This is a genomic window from Clostridium tagluense, from assembly GCF_003865095.1.
In the GTDB taxonomy this organism is placed as follows: Bacteria; Bacillota; Clostridia; order Clostridiales; family Clostridiaceae; genus Clostridium_AD; species Clostridium_AD tagluense.
Window position 1 is genome coordinate 1 of sequence record NZ_BHYK01000001.1, and the last position, 18,053, is coordinate 18,053.

At 29.2% G+C, this 18,053-nt stretch carries 21 protein-coding genes, 2 tRNA genes and 2 rRNA genes; 20 read left to right on the forward strand and 5 right to left on the reverse strand.

Features of this window, described 5'->3' with window-relative positions; translation table 11 throughout:
• From Ctaglu_RS00005 to Ctaglu_RS00025, 5 genes are all read left to right on the forward strand, one after another.
• Nucleotides 1–117, forward strand: a 23S ribosomal RNA gene (locus Ctaglu_RS00005); the annotation flags it as partial.
• Nucleotides 118–198: 81 nt separating this feature from the next.
• Nucleotides 199–315 (forward strand): 5S ribosomal RNA (gene rrf, locus Ctaglu_RS00010).
• 5 nt (nt 316–320) lie between these two features.
• Nucleotides 321–396 (forward strand) — tRNA-Phe (locus Ctaglu_RS00015).
• A 5-nt stretch (nt 397–401) separates the two neighbouring features.
• Nucleotides 402–476, forward strand: a tRNA-Cys gene (locus Ctaglu_RS00020).
• 456 nt (nt 477–932) lie between these two features.
• Nucleotides 933–1,424 carry a DUF6106 family protein gene (locus Ctaglu_RS00025; RefSeq protein ID WP_124996796.1) on the forward strand — a complete coding sequence of 164 codons (492 nt, stop codon included), beginning with the start codon at nt 933–935 and terminating at the stop codon, nt 1,422–1,424.
• Nucleotides 1,425–1,517: 93 nt separating this feature from the next.
• Here Ctaglu_RS00025 and Ctaglu_RS00030 read toward each other — a convergent pair whose 3' ends face one another.
• Nucleotides 1,518–2,660: a zinc-binding metallopeptidase family protein gene (locus Ctaglu_RS00030; protein ID WP_124996798.1), complete on the reverse strand. Its 1,143-nt coding sequence runs from the start codon at nt 2,658–2,660 to the stop codon at nt 1,518–1,520.
• Between the two features lie 282 nt (nt 2,661–2,942).
• Here Ctaglu_RS00030 and Ctaglu_RS00035 point away from each other — a divergent pair, with 282 nt between their 5' ends.
• The 9 genes from Ctaglu_RS00035 to Ctaglu_RS00075 all read left to right on the forward strand — a co-directional run bounded on the left by Ctaglu_RS00035 (nt 2,943) and on the right by Ctaglu_RS00075 (nt 9,010).
• Nucleotides 2,943–3,155, forward strand: a complete 213-nt coding sequence (locus tag Ctaglu_RS00035) for a sigma factor G inhibitor Gin (protein ID WP_124996800.1) — start codon at nt 2,943–2,945, stop codon at nt 3,153–3,155.
• The gene (locus Ctaglu_RS00040) at nt 3,134–4,582 is read left to right on the forward strand and encodes an aminotransferase class I/II-fold pyridoxal phosphate-dependent enzyme (RefSeq protein WP_124996802.1); all 1,449 of its coding nucleotides are present in this window, start codon (nt 3,134–3,136) and stop codon (nt 4,580–4,582) included. The genes Ctaglu_RS00035 and Ctaglu_RS00040 overlap by 22 nt, the downstream gene beginning before the upstream one ends.
• A 48-nt stretch (nt 4,583–4,630) precedes the next feature.
• Complete coding sequence (gene tmk, locus Ctaglu_RS00045; protein WP_124996804.1) at nt 4,631–5,251, forward strand: dTMP kinase; 621 nt, start codon at nt 4,631–4,633, stop codon at nt 5,249–5,251.
• A gap of 14 nt (nt 5,252–5,265) precedes the next feature.
• Nucleotides 5,266–5,595, forward strand: a complete 330-nt coding sequence (gene darA, locus Ctaglu_RS00050; protein ID WP_124996806.1) for a cyclic di-AMP receptor DarA — start codon at nt 5,266–5,268, stop codon at nt 5,593–5,595.
• Between the two features lie 57 nt (nt 5,596–5,652).
• Nucleotides 5,653–6,597: a DNA polymerase III subunit delta' gene (locus Ctaglu_RS00055; protein ID WP_124996808.1), complete on the forward strand. Its 945-nt coding sequence runs from the start codon at nt 5,653–5,655 to the stop codon at nt 6,595–6,597.
• Between the two features lies 1 nt (nt 6,598).
• Nucleotides 6,599–7,510 (forward strand): PSP1 domain-containing protein, encoded by a 912-nt coding sequence (locus tag Ctaglu_RS00060; protein WP_124996811.1) that lies wholly within the window; start codon nt 6,599–6,601, stop codon nt 7,508–7,510.
• A gap of 10 nt (nt 7,511–7,520) precedes the next feature.
• Nucleotides 7,521–7,724 (forward strand): heavy-metal-associated domain-containing protein, encoded by a 204-nt coding sequence (locus Ctaglu_RS00065; RefSeq protein WP_124996813.1) that lies wholly within the window; start codon nt 7,521–7,523, stop codon nt 7,722–7,724.
• 166 nt (nt 7,725–7,890) lie between these two features.
• Complete coding sequence (locus Ctaglu_RS00070) at nt 7,891–8,142, forward strand: YkuS family protein (protein WP_124996815.1); 252 nt, start codon at nt 7,891–7,893, stop codon at nt 8,140–8,142.
• Nucleotides 8,143–8,368: 226 nt separating this feature from the next.
• A complete protein-coding gene (locus Ctaglu_RS00075) occupies nt 8,369–9,010 on the forward strand; it encodes a LysM peptidoglycan-binding domain-containing protein (RefSeq protein ID WP_185732547.1) in 642 nt (213 codons plus the stop codon).
• A gap of 71 nt (nt 9,011–9,081) precedes the next feature.
• Here Ctaglu_RS00075 and Ctaglu_RS00080 read toward each other — a convergent pair whose 3' ends face one another.
• Entirely contained in the window at nt 9,082–9,738 is a 657-nt protein-coding gene (locus Ctaglu_RS00080; RefSeq protein ID WP_124996819.1) for a PIN domain-containing protein, read from the reverse strand.
• Between the two features lie 198 nt (nt 9,739–9,936).
• Here Ctaglu_RS00080 and Ctaglu_RS00085 point away from each other — a divergent pair, with 198 nt between their 5' ends.
• The 3 genes from Ctaglu_RS00085 to Ctaglu_RS00095 all read left to right on the forward strand — a co-directional run bounded on the left by Ctaglu_RS00085 (nt 9,937) and on the right by Ctaglu_RS00095 (nt 12,865).
• Complete coding sequence (locus Ctaglu_RS00085) at nt 9,937–10,680, forward strand: tRNA1(Val) (adenine(37)-N6)-methyltransferase (RefSeq protein ID WP_124996821.1); 744 nt, start codon at nt 9,937–9,939, stop codon at nt 10,678–10,680.
• Nucleotides 10,681–10,709: 29 nt separating this feature from the next.
• A complete protein-coding gene (gene rsmI, locus Ctaglu_RS00090) occupies nt 10,710–11,552 on the forward strand; it encodes a 16S rRNA (cytidine(1402)-2'-O)-methyltransferase (protein ID WP_124996823.1) in 843 nt (280 codons plus the stop codon).
• Nucleotides 11,553–11,764: 212 nt separating this feature from the next.
• Nucleotides 11,765–12,865, forward strand: coding sequence for a C40 family peptidase (locus Ctaglu_RS00095; protein ID WP_124996825.1), 1,101 nt, complete (start codon nt 11,765–11,767; stop codon nt 12,863–12,865).
• 150 nt (nt 12,866–13,015) lie between these two features.
• Here the strand turns inward: Ctaglu_RS00095 and Ctaglu_RS00100 are convergent, their stop codons facing one another.
• Nucleotides 13,016–13,261 (reverse strand): AbrB/MazE/SpoVT family DNA-binding domain-containing protein, encoded by a 246-nt coding sequence (locus tag Ctaglu_RS00100; protein WP_124996827.1) that lies wholly within the window; start codon nt 13,259–13,261, stop codon nt 13,016–13,018.
• A 668-nt stretch (nt 13,262–13,929) separates the two neighbouring features.
• On the opposite strand from Ctaglu_RS00100, the gene fsa reads away from it, so the two are divergent.
• Nucleotides 13,930–14,574, forward strand: coding sequence for a fructose-6-phosphate aldolase (gene fsa / locus Ctaglu_RS00105; protein WP_124996829.1), 645 nt, complete (start codon nt 13,930–13,932; stop codon nt 14,572–14,574).
• A gap of 279 nt (nt 14,575–14,853) precedes the next feature.
• Here the strand turns inward: fsa and Ctaglu_RS00110 are convergent, their stop codons facing one another.
• Nucleotides 14,854–15,498 carry a PspA/IM30 family protein gene (locus tag Ctaglu_RS00110; RefSeq protein ID WP_124996831.1) on the reverse strand — a complete coding sequence of 215 codons (645 nt, stop codon included), beginning with the start codon at nt 15,496–15,498 and terminating at the stop codon, nt 14,854–14,856.
• 319 nt (nt 15,499–15,817) lie between these two features.
• Here Ctaglu_RS00110 and Ctaglu_RS00115 point away from each other — a divergent pair, with 319 nt between their 5' ends.
• The gene (locus tag Ctaglu_RS00115) at nt 15,818–16,408 is read left to right on the forward strand and encodes a DUF1836 domain-containing protein (RefSeq protein WP_124996833.1); all 591 of its coding nucleotides are present in this window, start codon (nt 15,818–15,820) and stop codon (nt 16,406–16,408) included.
• 68 nt (nt 16,409–16,476) lie between these two features.
• Here the strand turns inward: Ctaglu_RS00115 and Ctaglu_RS00120 are convergent, their stop codons facing one another.
• A complete protein-coding gene (locus Ctaglu_RS00120) occupies nt 16,477–16,662 on the reverse strand; it encodes a hypothetical protein (RefSeq protein WP_124996835.1) in 186 nt (61 codons plus the stop codon).
• Between the two features lie 421 nt (nt 16,663–17,083).
• Here Ctaglu_RS00120 and arcC point away from each other — a divergent pair, with 421 nt between their 5' ends.
• Entirely contained in the window at nt 17,084–18,028 is a 945-nt protein-coding gene (gene arcC, locus Ctaglu_RS00125) for a carbamate kinase (protein WP_124996837.1), read from the forward strand.
• Nucleotides 18,029–18,053 lie beyond the last annotated feature (25 nt).

Genomic DNA, 18,053 nt, shown 5'->3' on the forward strand with positions numbered 1-18,053 from the left:
CGTGCGTAAGCACGGTGTTAGTAAGACTCCTGGAAGAACACCAGGTTGATAGGTTAGAGGTGTAAGCATGGTAACATGTTCAGCTGACTAATACTAATAAGTCGAGGGCTTGACCTTAATATATATAAAGCGTAAGCTTCAAGCGAAAGCGAGAAGATAATTTCACTGTGCAATTTTGAGAGAATATAATTTTCTCAATCTGGTGATTATGGCATGAAGGTAACACCCCTTCCCATACCGAACAGGTCGGTTAAGCTTCAATGCGCCAATGGTACTGCAGGGGTAACTTTGTGGGAGAGTAGGTCGTCGCCAGGTAATGTGGCTGGATAGCTCAGTCGGTAGAGCAGAGGACTGAAAATCCTCGTGTCCCTGGTTCGATTCCTGGTCTAGCCACCAGTTATGGCGCTATAGCCAAGCGGTAAGGTCAAGGTCTGCAAAACCTTTATTCCCCGGTTCAAATCCGGGTGGCGCCTCCAAAGCACTTTGTAAATAATACAAAGTGCTTTTTTACGTTCAATATTTTGAGTGTATATGTTGAAGGAAAACTGCATATCAATTATAAAGTAGACAATTATATAAAATATTGTAAAATGAAAAAATGTATAATAGCTAATTTTACAAGCTAAAATGTATAAGTTTACATTCATACTGATATACTTATACTAAGTTTATATTAGTTAAGATATATAAATAAATAAAATATACATAAATTTTTATGAAAAGTAGCAATTTAGAGATAAACTTAGAAATACATATGTTGATACATACAAATTAGCCTAAGCAAGTAATATGCTAATATACTGAGGCTATACACACTATAGGGAACTTGGTACAAGTAGATTAATGTATGAAATGCTAGTATAATCACATATGTTGGACACAAAACTATTTATGCCTAACATTTTAAATTACTTTAGGGGGTCTAAAATTTTATGTATAAAGAGATGGTTCAAAGAAAAAAGTTTCCAGTTGTGGTGGTGTTGTTTATTACACTAATTACATTTATATGCCTATCAGACTTATTACCTAAGATAAATATAGGTAGCATAAATTTAAAAACATTCATAACTATGTTCTTTAATACATTAATGGTAGCTCTTTGTTTTATTGAATTTTCAAGATGTAAGATTAAGTATAAGTATTCTATTGTTGCAGACCAATTCATTATTCATAAAATAAGAGGTGAAGAGTCTAAAATACTAGAGGACATTAAATTAAAGGATATAGAATTTATCGGTAAACATAGTAATTGTAATACACACATTCATATTAGTAGCAGTAAAAAGTATATATGTTCTACATTTAATGGAAGTAAGTTTTGTTGTGTATATAAAGCAGGAGATAAATTCAAAAAGTTTTACTTTGAGCCTAGCGAAGGTCTTATGAATAAAATTAGGTCATTAAAAGCAAAACCATTATTTTAAAAATAATTGGTAAATATATAAAAGAAGTATAATTGGATTAAAATTATACTTCTTTTTTTTATCGCAAAGATATTTAACAATACTAATTTTATGCTATTTTAATTCAACTATAATTTCTTTTAATAAATCTTGCTTTTCAATAATGTCTAGGCCGGTTATAGCAAGAGCTTCAGCAGCTCTTATAATATTACTTTTGCAAAAGTCTGTTTGAGTTTCTAAAGCAAATGCTGTTGATGGGCAACTTATTAGGGATTTATTTGTAATAGCTATTGAGGGGTATATGCACGGCGTAACATGGCTTATAGCTCCTATTCCGAGGCCATATGTTGCGTTTTTACAAGGATCAATATTAATAATGCCACATTCTTTTAAGTTATGTGTAAATATTCTTGATAGTGATTTATTAGTCAAAAGTTCTTCTGAAGGTAATTCAAATAGGCTAATCTCTGGAGTTATATTCATTATTCCAGACAGTGACTTCACAAAATCACCCATAGTTTTTTCTAATACTTTAGCCTCGGTTATTTTAGTAGCTGTCAAATAAAGTTTAGCCCCTGATTGAGAATGTGAGTTAGCGCAAGAGGAAGCATTACTTATGGAGACAGCATCAATATAACAACTGTTGTTTAACTTTAACAATTGACTAAATGTATTAAATATATATAAATAAGCATCTAAAGATGAAAATTTACCAATCTCTTTATTATTAGTGTTAATATCTTGATTATACACAATTTTAATTGGGATGGTAGCCATGGAAGTACCACTTTCCGCATTGCTTATATCGCAGTGAGGTGCAAATATAATATCTATGTCATCCAAGCATTTTTCTTTCGTTAAAATAAGTTCTGCTCCATTGGAGTAACCACCTGGGCATCCTAGTAAAATTACAGTTCCTCCAATTTTAGAGATTACCTTTGATAAACCTAATGCCGCTGCAGTAGAAATACTTGCATTCACGTTATTACCAAAAATATGACCTGCATTTTCTGTAGATGCGTATTTACATATATAACATATCTTAGGGTGACCACTTCCATATTTAGCGTAAAAGGAAGTAGGAATATTACAATAGTTTTCTTGTATTTCAAAATCATGATTTTTAAGCATATTTATTATATAAGAACAACCTTTATATTCTTTATAACTTGTTTCTGGATTATCATAAAGATATTTAGATAAATTATATATATCTTCTTTTATAGTGCTTAAATAACTTATAATTTTTTGTCTCATGGAACAATCTCCTTTCAAATTTTTGTTATTATTAACACAGTTAGTATAACCTAAGGTCCATAAATATATTGATAATAACAAATAAAGTTTTATAAGGTCATATAACAATTTTTAATAGCTTGTTTTGACTTAAAATGTAGATAAATATATTTCCAATAATTATGTGGACAAAATAAGAAACCGTACTTACTTGAATAAAATATATAATAAGAGGCTATACTTTAGTTAGTTTTAACGGCATTTCAAGATATGATTTAAAAGAGCAAGTTTAAGGGGGAAATTATGAAAAAAGAAAAATGTATTATATGTAGAAAGCCTCTAAATGATGGTATAATAATAAATGGAAGAGGAATTTGTGTGAATTGCGAAGGAAGAATTATAAAGGCAAAGGCTAATACAGATTTCTATGAATATTACAAGAACTGTATAAGAAAGACTTTGGTACAGTGCTTGCCAAGAGGAGTGACTAAGGATTGTCAAAATTACCACTTGTAGAAGGAGTGTTAAAATATATAAAAGAAAAGAATATTCCCTTTTCTATGCCAGGTCATAAGGGTGGACTCGGGTTTTTAAAAACGTTGCAAGGAAGGGAGCTTTATGAAAATCTCATAAAAGGAGATATCACCGAGGTTGATGGAGTAGATAATCTTCATTGTGCAGAAGGCATAATAAAAGAATCTCAAAAGTTGTTGAGTGAATACTATGGAAGTATTAAATCTTATTTTCTAGTGAATGGGAGTACTAGTGGGAATTTAGCTATGATTTTTTCATGTTTCAATGAGGGTGATAAAATTATAGTAGAGAGAAATTGTCATCGTTCCATATTTAATGCCATTATCATGAGAAAATTAAAACCAGTATATATTAAAAATAAAATTAATTCGAAATATGATGCTCCTTTTCCCTTAGATAAGGAGCATTTTTTATATTTAATTAATAAAAATAAAGATGCTAAAGGGATTATCGTTACCTACCCTAATTATTATGGTATATGCTTAGATTTACGATATGTTATTGAAATAGCTAGAAAATATAACATGAAGGTATTAGTAGACTCTGCACATGGTGCTCATTTTGGATCATCTATGTTATTACCTGAAAGTCCTTTGAAAATGGGAGCGGATATGGTAGTCATGAGTGCACATAAAACACTACCTAGCTTAACACAAACAGCTTTTTTACATGTAGGAGAAGGGATTGATATTAGTAAAGTAGATTTTTATGTAAGTGCTTTTTTAAGTACAAGTCCCTCCTATATGCTCTTATGCTCTATGGATTATGCAAGGTTTTATATGGAGGAGTATGGTGAAAATGACTATGAAAAGTTAATTGAACTCTGCCAGTTTTATAGAGAAAAAATTAATAGCCTTAATAAATTTTATGTTTTAGGCCCTGAAGATTTACGTGAGATGTCAGGAATATATGATAAAGACATTAATAAGTATACTATGGATTTAACTAGGTATATACTAAATGTACCCAAAGATTACAGTGGGCATAAATTATTAGAATATTTAAGAGTAAACAAAATTCAAGCTGAAATGAGTGATAGTAGAAATGTAGTTTTAATATTTTCTCCATTTAATTCGCAGCAAGAGTTTAAGGCCTTATATATAGCGCTTAAAGACTGTGATATGAATACTTTAAAGCAAGAATATGTAGATTTAATAGATTACGATATTCCAGTTTCGCTTATGCACCCATATGAAGTAATGGATAGAGAAAAAACTATGGTGGAGGTAAGAAATTTAGAGGGTAAAATAAGTGCGGTAGCAATAGTCCCATATCCACCAGGAATACCTATTGTAATGCCTGGAGAAAGGATAGATGAGCATACTATAGCTGTCATAGAATATTACATGCGCTGCAATGTAACAGTGCTTGGAATTAATGAAGGAAAAGTAGCAATAGTAGAGAAATAGATATTATTATTGTTATATATTAATATATATATTGGTGGAGGGGATTGCATGGAAATAGGTCGTCTAATAATATTAGAAGGTCCAGATGGTTCAGGAAAAACTACTCAAATACAATTATTAGAAGGGTATCTAAAAGAGGCAGGATATGAGGTAGTAAGAACAAGAGAGCCAGGAGGAACAGAAATTAGCGAGAAAATCAGAGATATAATACTAGACAATGATAATTCTAATATGAGCGATATGTGTGAAGCATTACTCTATGCAGCATCTCGTGCACAACTAGTGAGTGAGGTTATAAAGCCAGCATTAGCACTTGGTAAGATGGTTATATGTGATAGGTTTGTTTATTCTTCAATGGTGTATCAAGGGATAGGTAGAGGACTTGGTATGGAAAGAATAAGAAGCATTAATGAAGCTGCTTTAGATGGACTAGAGGCGGATTTAACTTTTATGATTACCATTCCTTATGAAGAAGGTCTAAAGAGGAAAAAAATGCAAGGGACTTTAGATCGTTTAGAAAATAGTGGAAATGAGTTTCATAAAAAAGTTTTTGAAGGTTACTTAGATATTTGTAAGAAATATGATAAGATAGAAGTAATCAATGGTAATAGAAATGTAGATGAAGTACATAAAGATATAATAAAAGCTATTAAAAAAATAAAATTATAAAAGGATGGGATTATATGAAATTAGTTATTGCAATAGTACAAGATGATGATGCAAGCGATTTAATTGAAGTAATAACAGACAAAGATTTTAGAGTTACAAAACTCGCGACTACAGGTGGTTTTTTAAAAGCAGGAAATACAACATTGCTAATAGGTGTAGAGAAAGAAAAGGTAGATGAAGTTTTAGCTATTATAAAAGATGTGTGCAAGTCAAGAAAGCAAATAGTAACATCACCTTCACCAGTAGCTGGATCTACAGGAGTATATATGCCATTTCCCATTGAAGTGGACGCAGGTGGAGCAAATGTATTTGTAGTTGATGTGGATAAATATATAAAGTTATAACTATTTATAAGCAAGTATATAAATCTATACTTGCTTATATGCATATGGAGGACTAAAATGAGTTTTGAGAGCATAATAGGCCATAATAATATAAAAAACCAAATAAGTAAATCTATAAATTTAGATAAACTATCACATGCTCATCTTTTAGTTGGAGAGGATGGAATAGGAAAAAGCATACTCGCTAGGAATATAGGGTTTAAGATTTTAGGAAAAAATAAAGATATGCAATATGTTGATTTGGTGGAATGGCACATAGAAAAAAGTAAAAGTACAATAGGAGTTAACTCTATAAGAACTTTAATTGAAGAAATTAATAAAAAACCCTATGAGGGGGATAAGAAAGTCATAATTATTTATGAAGCTGATAAAATGACAACCCAAGCTCAAAATGCTTTTTTAAAAACAATTGAAGAGCCACCTAAGAATGTGACTATACTTTTGCTATGTGAAAATCTAGAAGTAATATTGGATACAATAAAATCAAGATGTCAAATACATAAATTAAAAAGCTTAACTGTAGATGAAATGGAAAAATTTCTAAAAATAAATCATCCAAGTTTATCGTTAGAGGAAACAAAAGTTATTGTGGCTTTTAGTGATGGAATACCTGGGAGAGCAGAAAAATTTCTTTTCGATAATAATTTTAAAAATATTAGAAATATTACATTGGAAATATTACTTAAGCTTAGTAAAGTGGGAACTGAAGAATTAATGAAATATGAAAAGAAATTATCGGATCAAAAAGAAAACTTTAAAGAAATATTAACTGCATTTCTTTCGTATATTAGGGATACTATAATATATAAAGAAATTGAAGAAGAAAATATAATTATTAACATAGATAAGTTATTAAGTATAAAAGAATTAGCCAATATATTTTCATTTAACAAATTAAATGGTATTATAAATATAATAAACGATACTAGAGAGAATTTAGATAGGAACGTTAACCCAGGGCTTACGTTTCAGGTAATGCTACTTAAAATGCAGGAGGTTTAAAATGGTTACAGTCATAGGAGTAAGATTTAAAAAAGCTGGTAAAATATATTATTTTAGCCCAAACGATATAGATATTCAAAAGGGAAATAAGGTTATCGTTGAAACAGTAAGAGGTATAGAATTTGGAGAATGTGTTATTGGAATAAAGGAAATAAAAGAAGATGATATAGTATCTCCTCTAAAATGCGTTATTAGAAAGGCTACAGATGCAGATGCAGAAAAAGATGCTGAAAATAAAAGAAAAGAAACGGAAGCTTACGCGGTTTGCTTAGATAAAATTCATAAACATGAACTTGATATGAAACTTATAGATGTAGAGTATACTTTTGATAATAATAAAGTTATATTTTACTTCACAGCAGATGGAAGAGTAGATTTTCGAGAACTCGTAAAGGATCTTGCAGCTGTATTTAGAACAAGAATAGAACTTAGACAAATAGGCGTTAGAGATGAAGCCAAAATGATAGGTGGGCTTGGACCATGTGGTAGACCTATGTGTTGTTCAACTTTTTTAGGAGAGTTTGCACCAGTTTCTATAAAAATGGCCAAAGAGCAAAACTTATCATTAAACCCTACAAAAATTTCAGGCATATGTGGGAGACTAATGTGCTGCCTAAATTATGAGCAGGATACTTATGAAAAAATAAGAAAAACATTACCTACTTTAGGCTCCATAGTTGATACACCTTATGGTAGAGCAGAAGTTATCGGGAACAGTGTAGTAAAAGAAGCTGTTAAAATTAAGATAAAACTTAATGGTAGTGATGAAGAAATAGTGGAGGTTAAAATTGAAGACCTAACATTAATTTCAGGAAGCTATGAAGATACTGTAGTTGTTGCAGATATTAAATTGGAGTTGGTTGGAAATGAAGAAGATTCATATATAATAAAAGAATTATTCAAAGATAATTAGGAGGATATAAATGAAGTCAGTTATAAAAGTATGCAATATGAATACTTCAGATGATATTAGTAACATTAATGTGGCAATATCAAATAATCAAGGAGTTATTGCTTGCCAAATAAATAGTGAAAGCAAAGAAATAGAAATAATATATGATGATTATTTTGTTTCATTAGATAATTTAATTGAGTCTATTGAAGATGCTGGGTACGCAGTTATATAAAAAAACAAAAAAGACCCACAATTAGAGTTTTATAAATACCGAGTAGATGGTTTGGATAACTATTTATTCGGTATTTTTTTACAATATTAAAGACACAAGTATAATTACTTCCTGTGAATACTCTTTTTTTTATTGGAGATAATAATTTTGAAGGGAGGTATGAAGTATGAAGAAAGTGGCAGTACAAAATGGATTGGGCATAATTAGTGATTACTTATGCAAAGAAGGATATACAGTGAAAGAGTTTGATAACAGAAAGAAAAATGCAGGCAATTTTTTAAATAAATATGATGCAATTGTTGTTACAGGTGAAAATCAAAACATTATGGGAATAGAGGATACTATCTCAAGCACTCCAATTATTGATGCAACTGGAATGACAGCCAAGGAAGTTATGCAGAGAATAGAAGCTAAGTAGTAGATAGTCAACTGACAACTACTACTAAAATTTATAAAATAGGAAATAAAGAGGTTGTTAACTTATATGCAAAGTTAACAACCTCTTTTTGTTTGGCAAGGATACTTTAAATGTATTTTAATAAGATTAATTTAAACAAAAATATATTTTATGTATGAGATTTTTAAATTATGTCAATAATTTGAATGTAAATAATTTACTAATAGATATGAAAGGGGTTATAAATATGAGAATGAAAAAAGGAATAATTACTGTATCTACTATTGTTGTAGTAATCTTAGGAGTATTTTTTTCTTTAAGATTTATTGGAGGACGAGAAACTGCTACTAATGTAAAAACAAAGGATGATAGTATAGTTAAAAAAAATAATGAGGTACTAAAAAATGAAAATGAAGAAAGTAACCTAGGCGCTACGAAAACACAGCAAGGAATTGAAAATACTGAGGGTGAAAGTACTAATGAAATGGATGCTGCTTATATAAATGACAAAAGTAATGTTGGGATTTATACTGTTAAAAAAGATGATACAGTATTCAGTATAGCAAAAACATATATGCCCAGTCAGGATAAAAGCAAAATTGTTGAATTTATTAGAAATAGAAATAGTATAGATGAATCTTATAAGATTTCAGAGGGGCAGAAGATAGTAATTCCTTATGAAAAAGCAAGAGCAACAGCAAAGGCTGTAGATTCAAATGTTAATACTAAGGAATACACTATTAAAAAGCAAGATACCTTAAGTTCAATTGCTAAAAATAACATGCCTTCTTATGCTGTAAAACAGGCTATAGAAATGATAAAACAAACAAATAAAATTACAAATGAGAATAAAATTAAAGAAGGAACACATATTTATATTCCCAAATAACAACTAAAAAAGAAGCGTATTTTGAGAAAATTAAAATACGCTTCTTTTTTAGCTTAATTAATCTAAATGGTTTAAATTTTAAGGATTTTCATTTTACTGCTTTCAGCAAAAAGAAAATCGCCGTCCAAAGTTAGTAGAAAATCTATATTGTTGTACTCCGCAGTAGCTAGGTGGAAGGCATCATTTACAGACAATAAGTTTTCGCACATGAAAATTTTAACTAGGGATATACACTCTTCAGAAATGTTGAGGTATTTTATATTTATAATTTTTTCTAGTTCGGAAATTATTTCTACGGACTTATTGTAATAGATATTCAATAGGTTTCTTCTCATAGAATTTTTGGAAATATTATCAAAATACCTTTTATATGGAATATGAATAAGCCTATCTTCTTTCCTTTGCTTTAATATCTTTGTGTCATGGCGGCTAAAGCTACCTGTTATAGACCTAATGTTGTCAATTGAGTTATAGGGGCTAGTATTATTTATTTTGGATTCAATGTCACTAATGAATAATTTGTAAAGTATTTGATTTAAAACTTCGGCAGATATGATACTGGTAGTGTAAAATTGCGAGCTTCCTTCAGAAAGTTGTTTTAAGCATGATAGACAATCACTATGTTTAATATCATCATCATATATCAAGCTAAGCACGAAAGAGGCATCTAATAGTACAGAATTTTTATTGAAAACTATATTTTTAAAAGGGTATAATATTAATTCCATTTTAACCTCATCAAAATCAATTATTCTATAATTAATATATATTCAGCAATGCTTACTAATAGTAGTTTTATAAACTATGAATAATGAATTTATTATTTTATAAATGGTAGCCCCTTGATTTAGCAATAAAAATTGAGGTATACTTCTTTTAATGCTATTTACATAGTTAACATAAATTTTATAGAGAGGAGATGCATAATGGAGTTTTTAAGAAATGATGAAACTTTGGATGATCTTAATTTAAAGGGTATTCAAGTTATTCAAAAAAAAGACGATTTTAGGTTTGGTGTGGATGCAGTATTACTTGCTAATTTTGCTAAGGTAAGAAAAAATGCCAAAGTTGTTGATTTATGCAGTGGCACAGGGATAATTCCTTTCATATTAGCAGGTAAAACCTATGCAAGTGATTTAATTGGTGTAGAACTTCAAGAAGAATTTGTTGAAATGGCCAATCGTTCCATAAAATTAAATAAATTGGAAGATAAAATGAAATTTATATGTGGAGACTTAAAGGATATAGAACTTATTAAAAGCATTCCTAAAGTAGATATTGTTACAGTTAATCCACCATATAAACTTCAAAATTCAGGTTTGATAAATTTAAATGATAAAAATGCAATAGCAAGACATGAGATTTGTTGTACATTAGAAGACGTAATTGTTGCAACTAGAATTCTACTGAAAGATAGCGGAAGGGTGTATATGGTACACAGACCTGATAGATTAGTTGATATTCTATGTACTATGAGGAAGCATAGAATTGAGCCTAAACGTATAAGAATGGTTCATCCTAGCGTGAATAAGGCACCAAACATTGTACTTATAGAGGGGCAAAGAGATGGGGGAACCTTTTTAAAATGGGAGACACCTCTTTATGTTCACAGTGAAGATGGTGGTTATACTCAGGAAATTATTGATATGTACAATTCGGATACAATTTAATGCAAATATCAAAGTAAAGGGTGGTAAGAATGGTAGGAAAATTATACTTAGTTCCAACTCCTATAGGAAATCTAAAGGATATTACACTAAGAGCATTAGAAGTGCTACAAAATGTAGATATAATAGCAGCAGAGGATACAAGGCAAAGTTTAAAGCTATTAAATCATTTCAATATAAAAAAAACGCTTATAAGTTATCATCAACATAATGAACAAGGTAAAAGTGGAAATTTAATCGATCAGATTAAAGAGGGTAAAAATATAGCTATAATTAGTGACGCTGGTACACCGGGGATATCAGACCCTGGAAGTGTAATAGTTCAAAAGTGCATAGAGCAAAATATAAAATTTGAAGTCTTACCTGGAGCCACAGCAATTACTACTGCGCTTGTATATTCAGGACTTGATACTACAAAATTTATATTTAGAGGATTTTTACCTAGAGAGAATAAAGAAAGAAAGCCTATCATTGATGACTTATTAAACAGGAGCGAAACTTTAATTTTTTACGAGGCTCCTCATAGACTCTTAAGCACATTAGAATTTTTATATGAAAATATTGGTAATAGAAAAATATCAATGTGTAGAGAACTTACAAAATTGTATGAAGAAATAATTAGACTGACGTTAGAACAGGCTATAGTATACTATAAAGAGAAAGCTCCAAGAGGCGAATATGTATTAGTAATTGAAGGAAAGAGTCAGGAAGATATAGATAAAGATGAAAGATCAAAATGGGATACACTAACTATAGAGGAACATATAGAAAAATATATGAAGGCCGGAACGGATAAAAAAGATGCTATGAAAAAGGTTGCAAAAGATAGAGGTATGGCTAAATCTGAAATATATAAGCATTCATTGAACATTTAATATACAAAAATAAGAAATAAAACGCTTTTTGCAATTTTATTGAGAATATACGTTGAAATTTAAAAAAGTGTCAAAAAGTTTACATTTCAATTTATGTTTTTCATTGAGGTTGGTTTAAAGTAGTGTTATAATAAAATTGTTGATTTAAAAATGTTGATTTAAAAATGTTTAAATAATACATATATATATATATATATATAGGGGGAATTACATTGCGTAGAAGGATGATATCATTGATAGTAACACTTGGACTTGTTACTACAATAAGTATGCCAATATTTGCAGACCCGTTATCAGACAAGCTTAAAAATCAAAAGACTCAGCTTGAGGAGCAAAAGAGCGCATATAAGCAAGCTCAAAGTAAGGTTGATGCCATAGAAGCCTCTATTGAAAAAATGGATGCAAACATAGAAAAAATTTATGCAGAAGTAAATAAAGCAAAAGCTAAAATAGGCGAAACGGAGCAGCAAATAGAAAAAACCACAAAAGATATACAAGTTGCAGAGGAAAGTATTAAAGAAGAGGAAGACTTATTTAATAAGAGAATGCGAAGCATGTATATAAATGGTGTGGATAGCTATGTAGAAATTTTATTGGACTCAGAGGGAATAGAAGATCTTATTTCAAGAGTTGATAACATTAAAAAAATTGTTGAATATGATAATAAAATTATCGGAGAGTTAACAGGCAAAAAGAGTAAAATTGAAGATAAAAAGTTAACACTTGAAACTGAAAAGACTAAATTAGTACTTTTGAAAACTGATAATGAAAACAAAATAGCTAACATTAAGGTGAAAAGAGAAGAACAAGAAGTATTAATTACAGAAGCTGATAAGCAAAAAAAATTATATGCTAGCAAAATAGGTGATGCAGAAGCAACTGTAAATGCTACTATGGAGCAAATACAAGCAACAATAGCTAAAGTACCTAAGTACACGCCATCTAGAGGAGCTTCATCACTTAGCACTGATTCTGTAGTTGCTTATGCAAGTAATTTTTTAGGAACAGCATATGTTTGGGGTGCTGCAGGTCCTGAAAACTTTGATTGTTCTGGTTTTATGCAATATGTATATGGTCATTTTGGTGTTTCCTTAACTAGGACTACATTTACACAGATAACTGAAGGATCATATGTTGCTAGAGAAAATTTACAAGCTGGAGATTTAATTTTCTTTGGTACAAGTTCAGATCCGCATCATGTGGGAATGTATGTAGGCAATAATTCATATATTCATGCACCACGTACCGGAGATGTTATTAAAATATCAGCATTGACGAGAGGCGATTACCTTACTGCAAGAAGAGTTAAATAAGTTTAATATTGGACAGGCTATTTCAGATAGTCTGTTTTTTGTGGGAAGAAAATCATTTTTTTGTTGAATAGCTATATATATGTATTTATCAAATAATTAAGTAAAAAGAATCCTATAAATTATAGGATTCTTTTTACTTAATTATTTAATTTATTTTTCTTGTTTAAGTTGCTCTAGGCAAGGTTTGCAGATGTTTTTGCCTCTGTAGTTAACTACATCTCTGGCATCACCACAGAAAATACAAGCTGGCTGATATTTTTTTAGAATAATTAGCTCTCCGTCAACGTAAATTTCTAAAGCATCCTTTTCAGCAATATCTAGAGTCCTTCTAAGTTCTATTGGGATAACAATTCTTCCAAGTTCATCTACTCTTCTTACAACACCTGTTGATTTCATAATAATTCCTCCTTAGGATAACAATTTCCGACATCTTAATATTGAAATATTAATAAATATGACGTATAAAGTCAAAATTTCACTTGATTAATTTAGTTAATATTACAAAATTAATATTTAATTCCATCTAAAGTTAATATACTACCATATAATACAAATGTCAATATATTTTTTAAAAAAAATACAAATTTTTACTATACTTGTTAAGTCTTTAAAATCAATAAATAGAGCTAAAAATACCTAATAAAATCATAAAACGCAATGAAAAGACGGTTTTACAATATAAGAATATATGAAAAGTAAAATAGTAATTTTATGGATATATCCATTAATATATGTCGAAGGGTTGCACTAATAATTGGTTATCTAATAATCTATTAAATAAAAAAACAAAAATAATATGTAAATTATCAAGAAGTTTAACTATTTTAGCATTAGTGGAAATAATTATAAAATAGAAATTAAAAATAAAGAAGAAAATTATTTTAAACTAATAGATTGTAAAAAAAAAGAAAATTTATTGTAAACGCAATTTCTAAAATTAAACAAATGAAGAAAGAAATAAAAGTCATATTGCGATAAGAAATATTTGCTAATTTTAATGTGTTGATCTAAACAAAGTGATATAGTTATGAAGTAAATATTTTTAAAACGAAGGAGAGAATAATATGAAAATTTTTATTGATACTGCAAATGTAAACGAAATCAAAAAAGCCGCAGAATTAGGGATAATAGATGGAGTAACCACAAATCCTTCTTTGATAGCAAAAGAAGGCAGAAACATAAAAGAAGTAATAGAAGAGATATGTGCTATTGTTGATGGACCAATAAGTGCAGAGGTTATAAATATGACCGCCAGTAAGATGGTGGAAGAGGGAAGAGAACTTTCAAAGCTTCATAAAAACGTAGTTGTTAAAATACCTATGTGTGAGGAAGGCCTGAAAGCTGTTAATATTCTTTCAAAAGAAAATATAAAAACAAATGTTACTTTAATATTTTCACCTCAACAAGCATTGCTTGCTTCAAAAGCAGGTGCAAACTATGTAAGTCCTTTTATGGGAAGATTAGATGATATAGGAACATCTAGTTCACAAGTAATTTCAGATATAGCTCAAATTTTTAAAATGTATAACATAAATACAGAAATTATAGCTGCTAGCATTAGAAATCCTATACATATTTTAGACTGTGCAAAAGTTGGGGCTAATATAGCTACAATTCCGTACAACCTAATAATGGATATGATTAAACACCCTCTTACTGATAAGGGCATAGCGAAATTTTTAGCGGACTACAATAATTCATTAAAATAATAGAAAAAGAAATAGCAGAAAAAGATGAAAATTGAAGGGTGATAAGTAATATGGTACTGTTTATTCCACATAAGAATTAACAAGTTATACACAGCCTATAATGATCAATGTGGATAATAAACTTGTCGGAATTACTTTTAATATGTAAAAGCCTATAAATAGTGATTTAAATATAAATTAAGTTGTCCACAGGTTCTGTTGATTAAATGTTAAAAACTGTGGATAATTTAATTGTAATATTTAGAATTTATCTATCTGCAATATTAACTGTGAGTTAAATCACATGTATTTTTTTAGTTCTAAGTTTAAATCTAGATTGGTAAGACTTGTTATTTCATTATACAATTCATTATCAAAATCGAGTTCTGTCAGCGCGGATATAAAGCATTCTTTTTTTTGTATACTCGCTTCAATATTTGAAATGCACAAAGAAGTATTTTTAATTGATGTATTGCCAATGATTTCATTTATTTTTTTATGAGCTTCAGCTGCATTGTATCTTGCCAATGCTTCATTTTTGTATATTTTTATATCATATATATTTTGCTGTAGTTGCCTTAGTTGTAATTTTAAAGCTTCACCTTTTGAAGTTGCATGATTATAACTTGTGTTTAATGAATTAAAATATTTATCATTATCTAATTTTTTTTCAAGGATTTTTTTAGCCAGTTCTTCATTACCTTTATTTAATGCAAGTTTAATTGTTACAATATATTCATCAGATTCTTTAGATAAGCTTTCGAGTCTTCTTTCAATTTCATGTATATTACCTAAGATTTTAGCAGATGAAATCCTAGCATCATTTAAAATGAACTCCATATCTCTTATTTTTTGATCTAGTAGCTCTAAGGGGTTCTCTAATTCATCTAAAATACTGCTTATTTTAGATTTTATAAGATAAAATAGTCTACTAAGTATTGTCATAGCAACCTCCTTAATGGTACCCTTTTATATAAGATGAAAAATACTTAATAAAATTAATAGCTTATATATATAAATTTTATTAATACTATTATGGTAATATATTTCTTTATATATACTATATTTTATAAATACACTTTTATATAAAAATATAAAGTAACCTATATTTATAGGATTAAAGAAAATGCAAAAAAATAGCATATAGAAAATAACTTGTAATGGGTTTATATTTACCTTATAATAAAAATATAATTATGTTTATATTTGACAGACTAAAAAGCATATTTTATTTAAAATATTAATTTTGGGAAGGTGATAAAACTTGGAGAAGGCTAAATTTACCCTGGAAAGTATAAATTTATTAGCAAAATCAATATCAGAAAATAGTATAATTCCATATGAGGAATTACCTCAATATGACTTATTTTTATCTCAAGTTATTGATTATTTAAATGATAAATTTGAGGATGACAATTACACTAATAATATAGTACAGAATTATATAAAAAGCGAAGTTATATCAAAACCCGAAGATAGTAAAAAAAGAGGCTATACAAAATTACATCTTGCGCAGTTAGTATTGCTTAGCCATATGAGACCCATACTTACAGCAGAAGAGATTAAAAAAGTTTTTAGGTTGGCTTTTAATGAAATTAATGATAGAGATGATGATATTATTTCATGGGAAAACGCTTATAAATTCTTTTCAGATATGCAAAAGGAAAGTTTTGATGATTTTTCTCAAAAGCAGTTTTGTGATAAAGAAAAATTAGGAAAAATAATTGATTCACTAGATTTAAAAGAAAGTGACGAGGAAAGAATATCAGTTTTTTTGATTGTAATGAATTTAGTATCGCAAGCAAGTGCTATAAAAAAATTAGTTCAAAAAATTGTAGGCGATTATGAATCTTAAAAAACAAAATATTAAAAAAATAAAAGATCCTATAAAATATAGGTCTTTTATTTTTTTATAGGGAATTATTATTTACAAGAACTATTTGCAGTATCAGCAGTTGTTATTTTAAATGATTCTCCAAATATGCTTTTAGCGTACATGATTTTTGTATCTTCAAAAACAAATGAAGACTCATTGTCTACTATAAAGTTTATTCCGTTTACTGATTCTAAAATATCGTCTTCTTGTTGCTCGTCCAGAGCAACACCCAATATTGGGCCTCCTCAACCAAAGCCTTTTATAAGTAATCTAACTGAAGATTTACCCTTTTTTAAAAGCTGGTTGCTTAAAGCATTTTTAGTAACCTCATCAAAAGAAATATTCATATATTATCCTCCTTGTACCCACTAGGGGTATATATTACTATTATTATATGTGTTAAATATTATTATGTCAAATAAAATGTAAAAATATAAAATAAATTTTTATAAAATTTATTCACTAAATATATATATTTATACAAGTAAGACGTCGGTTTTTTTTATATTTAATAATTCAATGGGAGATGGCGAGAATACTTATGCAAGTAAAATTAAATCGTAGTGGTTGACAAGGATTGTATAAGAGGATAGTATAAAAATATGGATAATATAAAATTATTGTAAAAATTAAAAATATTTTGGGGGTTTAGTTATGAAAATAGTATTAGCATTAGGCGGAAATGCACTTCAATCAGATCCTAAAGACAAAAGTCCAGAGGCACAGCTTAAAACATGCAAGGAAACAGCTAAATCAATAGTGGATCTTATAGAAGATGGACACAGAATATCAATAGTCCATGGAAACGGGCCTCAAGTAGGTCAAATTGTTGCAGCAATAGAAGCTGCCCAAAAGTTCGATGAAGGAAATGTATTGTTCCCATTTGATGTATGTGGTTCCTTTTCACAGGGATATATAGGATATCATCTTCAAAATGCTATAGGTGAAGAATTAAGAAATAGAAGTATAGATAAGACGGTAGGAACTATAGTAACTCAAGTAGTAGTTGATAAAGATGATCAAGGTTTTAAAAACCCAACTAAACCAATAGGTTCTTTTTATACAAAAGAGGAAGCTGAAAAGTTAGAAATAGAACATGGTTATATAATGAAGGAAGATGCAGGAAGAGGTTATAGAAGAGTGGTTGCATCTCCAAAGCCTATTGATGTTATAGAAAAAGATTTAATAAAAGAATTAGTTGATATGGGAAATGTGGTTATATCATGTGGTGGTGGTGGAATACCTGTTATTCGTGAAGGCGGAATGGTTAAAGGAGTTGCAGCAGTTATAGATAAGGATTTTGCTGCTGAGAAACTTGCAGAAATACTAGACGCAGATGTGCTTTTAATATTAACAGGAGTAGATAGAGTTTGCGTAAATTATAATAAGCCAAATCAAAAGGAACTTAAACAAATTAATATTGAAGAGCTTAATAATTATATTACGCAGGGGCAATTTGCTCCAGGGAGTATGCTACCCAAAGTGGAGGCTTGTAAGAAATTCATAATGAATAATAAAGATAAAACAGCTATTATAGCATCATTGTCAAAAGCTAAAGAAGCATTAAAAGGCTTATCAGGAACAAAAATTGTATACTAATTATCTCAAATAGGAGGATTAAAAG

Bases quoted from the DNA above. Each gene is read 5' to 3' on its own strand.
- Ctaglu_RS00070 (WP_124996815.1), top strand. From the start codon at position 7,891: ATGAAGAAAGTGGCAGTACAAAATGGATTGGGCATAATTAGTGATTAC.
- rsmI (WP_124996823.1), top strand. From the start codon at position 10,710: ATGGTAGGAAAATTATACTTAGTTCCAACTCCTATAGGAAATCTAAAG.
- tmk (WP_124996804.1), top strand. From the start codon at position 4,631: ATGGAAATAGGTCGTCTAATAATATTAGAAGGTCCAGATGGTTCAGGA.
- Ctaglu_RS00065 (WP_124996813.1), top strand. From the start codon at position 7,521: ATGAAGTCAGTTATAAAAGTATGCAATATGAATACTTCAGATGATATT.
- Ctaglu_RS00080 (WP_124996819.1), bottom strand. From the start codon at position 9,738: ATGGAATTAATATTATACCCTTTTAAAAATATAGTTTTCAATAAAAAT.
- Ctaglu_RS00075 (WP_185732547.1), top strand. From the start codon at position 8,369: ATGAGAATGAAAAAAGGAATAATTACTGTATCTACTATTGTTGTAGTA.
- fsa (WP_124996829.1), top strand. From the start codon at position 13,930: ATGAAAATTTTTATTGATACTGCAAATGTAAACGAAATCAAAAAAGCC.
- Ctaglu_RS00055 (WP_124996808.1), top strand. From the start codon at position 5,653: ATGAGTTTTGAGAGCATAATAGGCCATAATAATATAAAAAACCAAATA.
- Ctaglu_RS00100 (WP_124996827.1), bottom strand. From the start codon at position 13,261: ATGAAATCAACAGGTGTTGTAAGAAGAGTAGATGAACTTGGAAGAATT.
- Ctaglu_RS00060 (WP_124996811.1), top strand. From the start codon at position 6,599: ATGGTTACAGTCATAGGAGTAAGATTTAAAAAAGCTGGTAAAATATAT.
- Ctaglu_RS00085 (WP_124996821.1), top strand. From the start codon at position 9,937: ATGGAGTTTTTAAGAAATGATGAAACTTTGGATGATCTTAATTTAAAG.
- Ctaglu_RS00110 (WP_124996831.1), bottom strand. From the start codon at position 15,498: ATGACAATACTTAGTAGACTATTTTATCTTATAAAATCTAAAATAAGC.
- Ctaglu_RS00025 (WP_124996796.1), top strand. From the start codon at position 933: ATGTATAAAGAGATGGTTCAAAGAAAAAAGTTTCCAGTTGTGGTGGTG.
- darA (WP_124996806.1), top strand. From the start codon at position 5,266: ATGAAATTAGTTATTGCAATAGTACAAGATGATGATGCAAGCGATTTA.
- arcC (WP_124996837.1), top strand. From the start codon at position 17,084: ATGAAAATAGTATTAGCATTAGGCGGAAATGCACTTCAATCAGATCCT.
- Ctaglu_RS00035 (WP_124996800.1), top strand. From the start codon at position 2,943: ATGAAAAAAGAAAAATGTATTATATGTAGAAAGCCTCTAAATGATGGT.
- Ctaglu_RS00030 (WP_124996798.1), bottom strand. From the start codon at position 2,660: ATGAGACAAAAAATTATAAGTTATTTAAGCACTATAAAAGAAGATATA.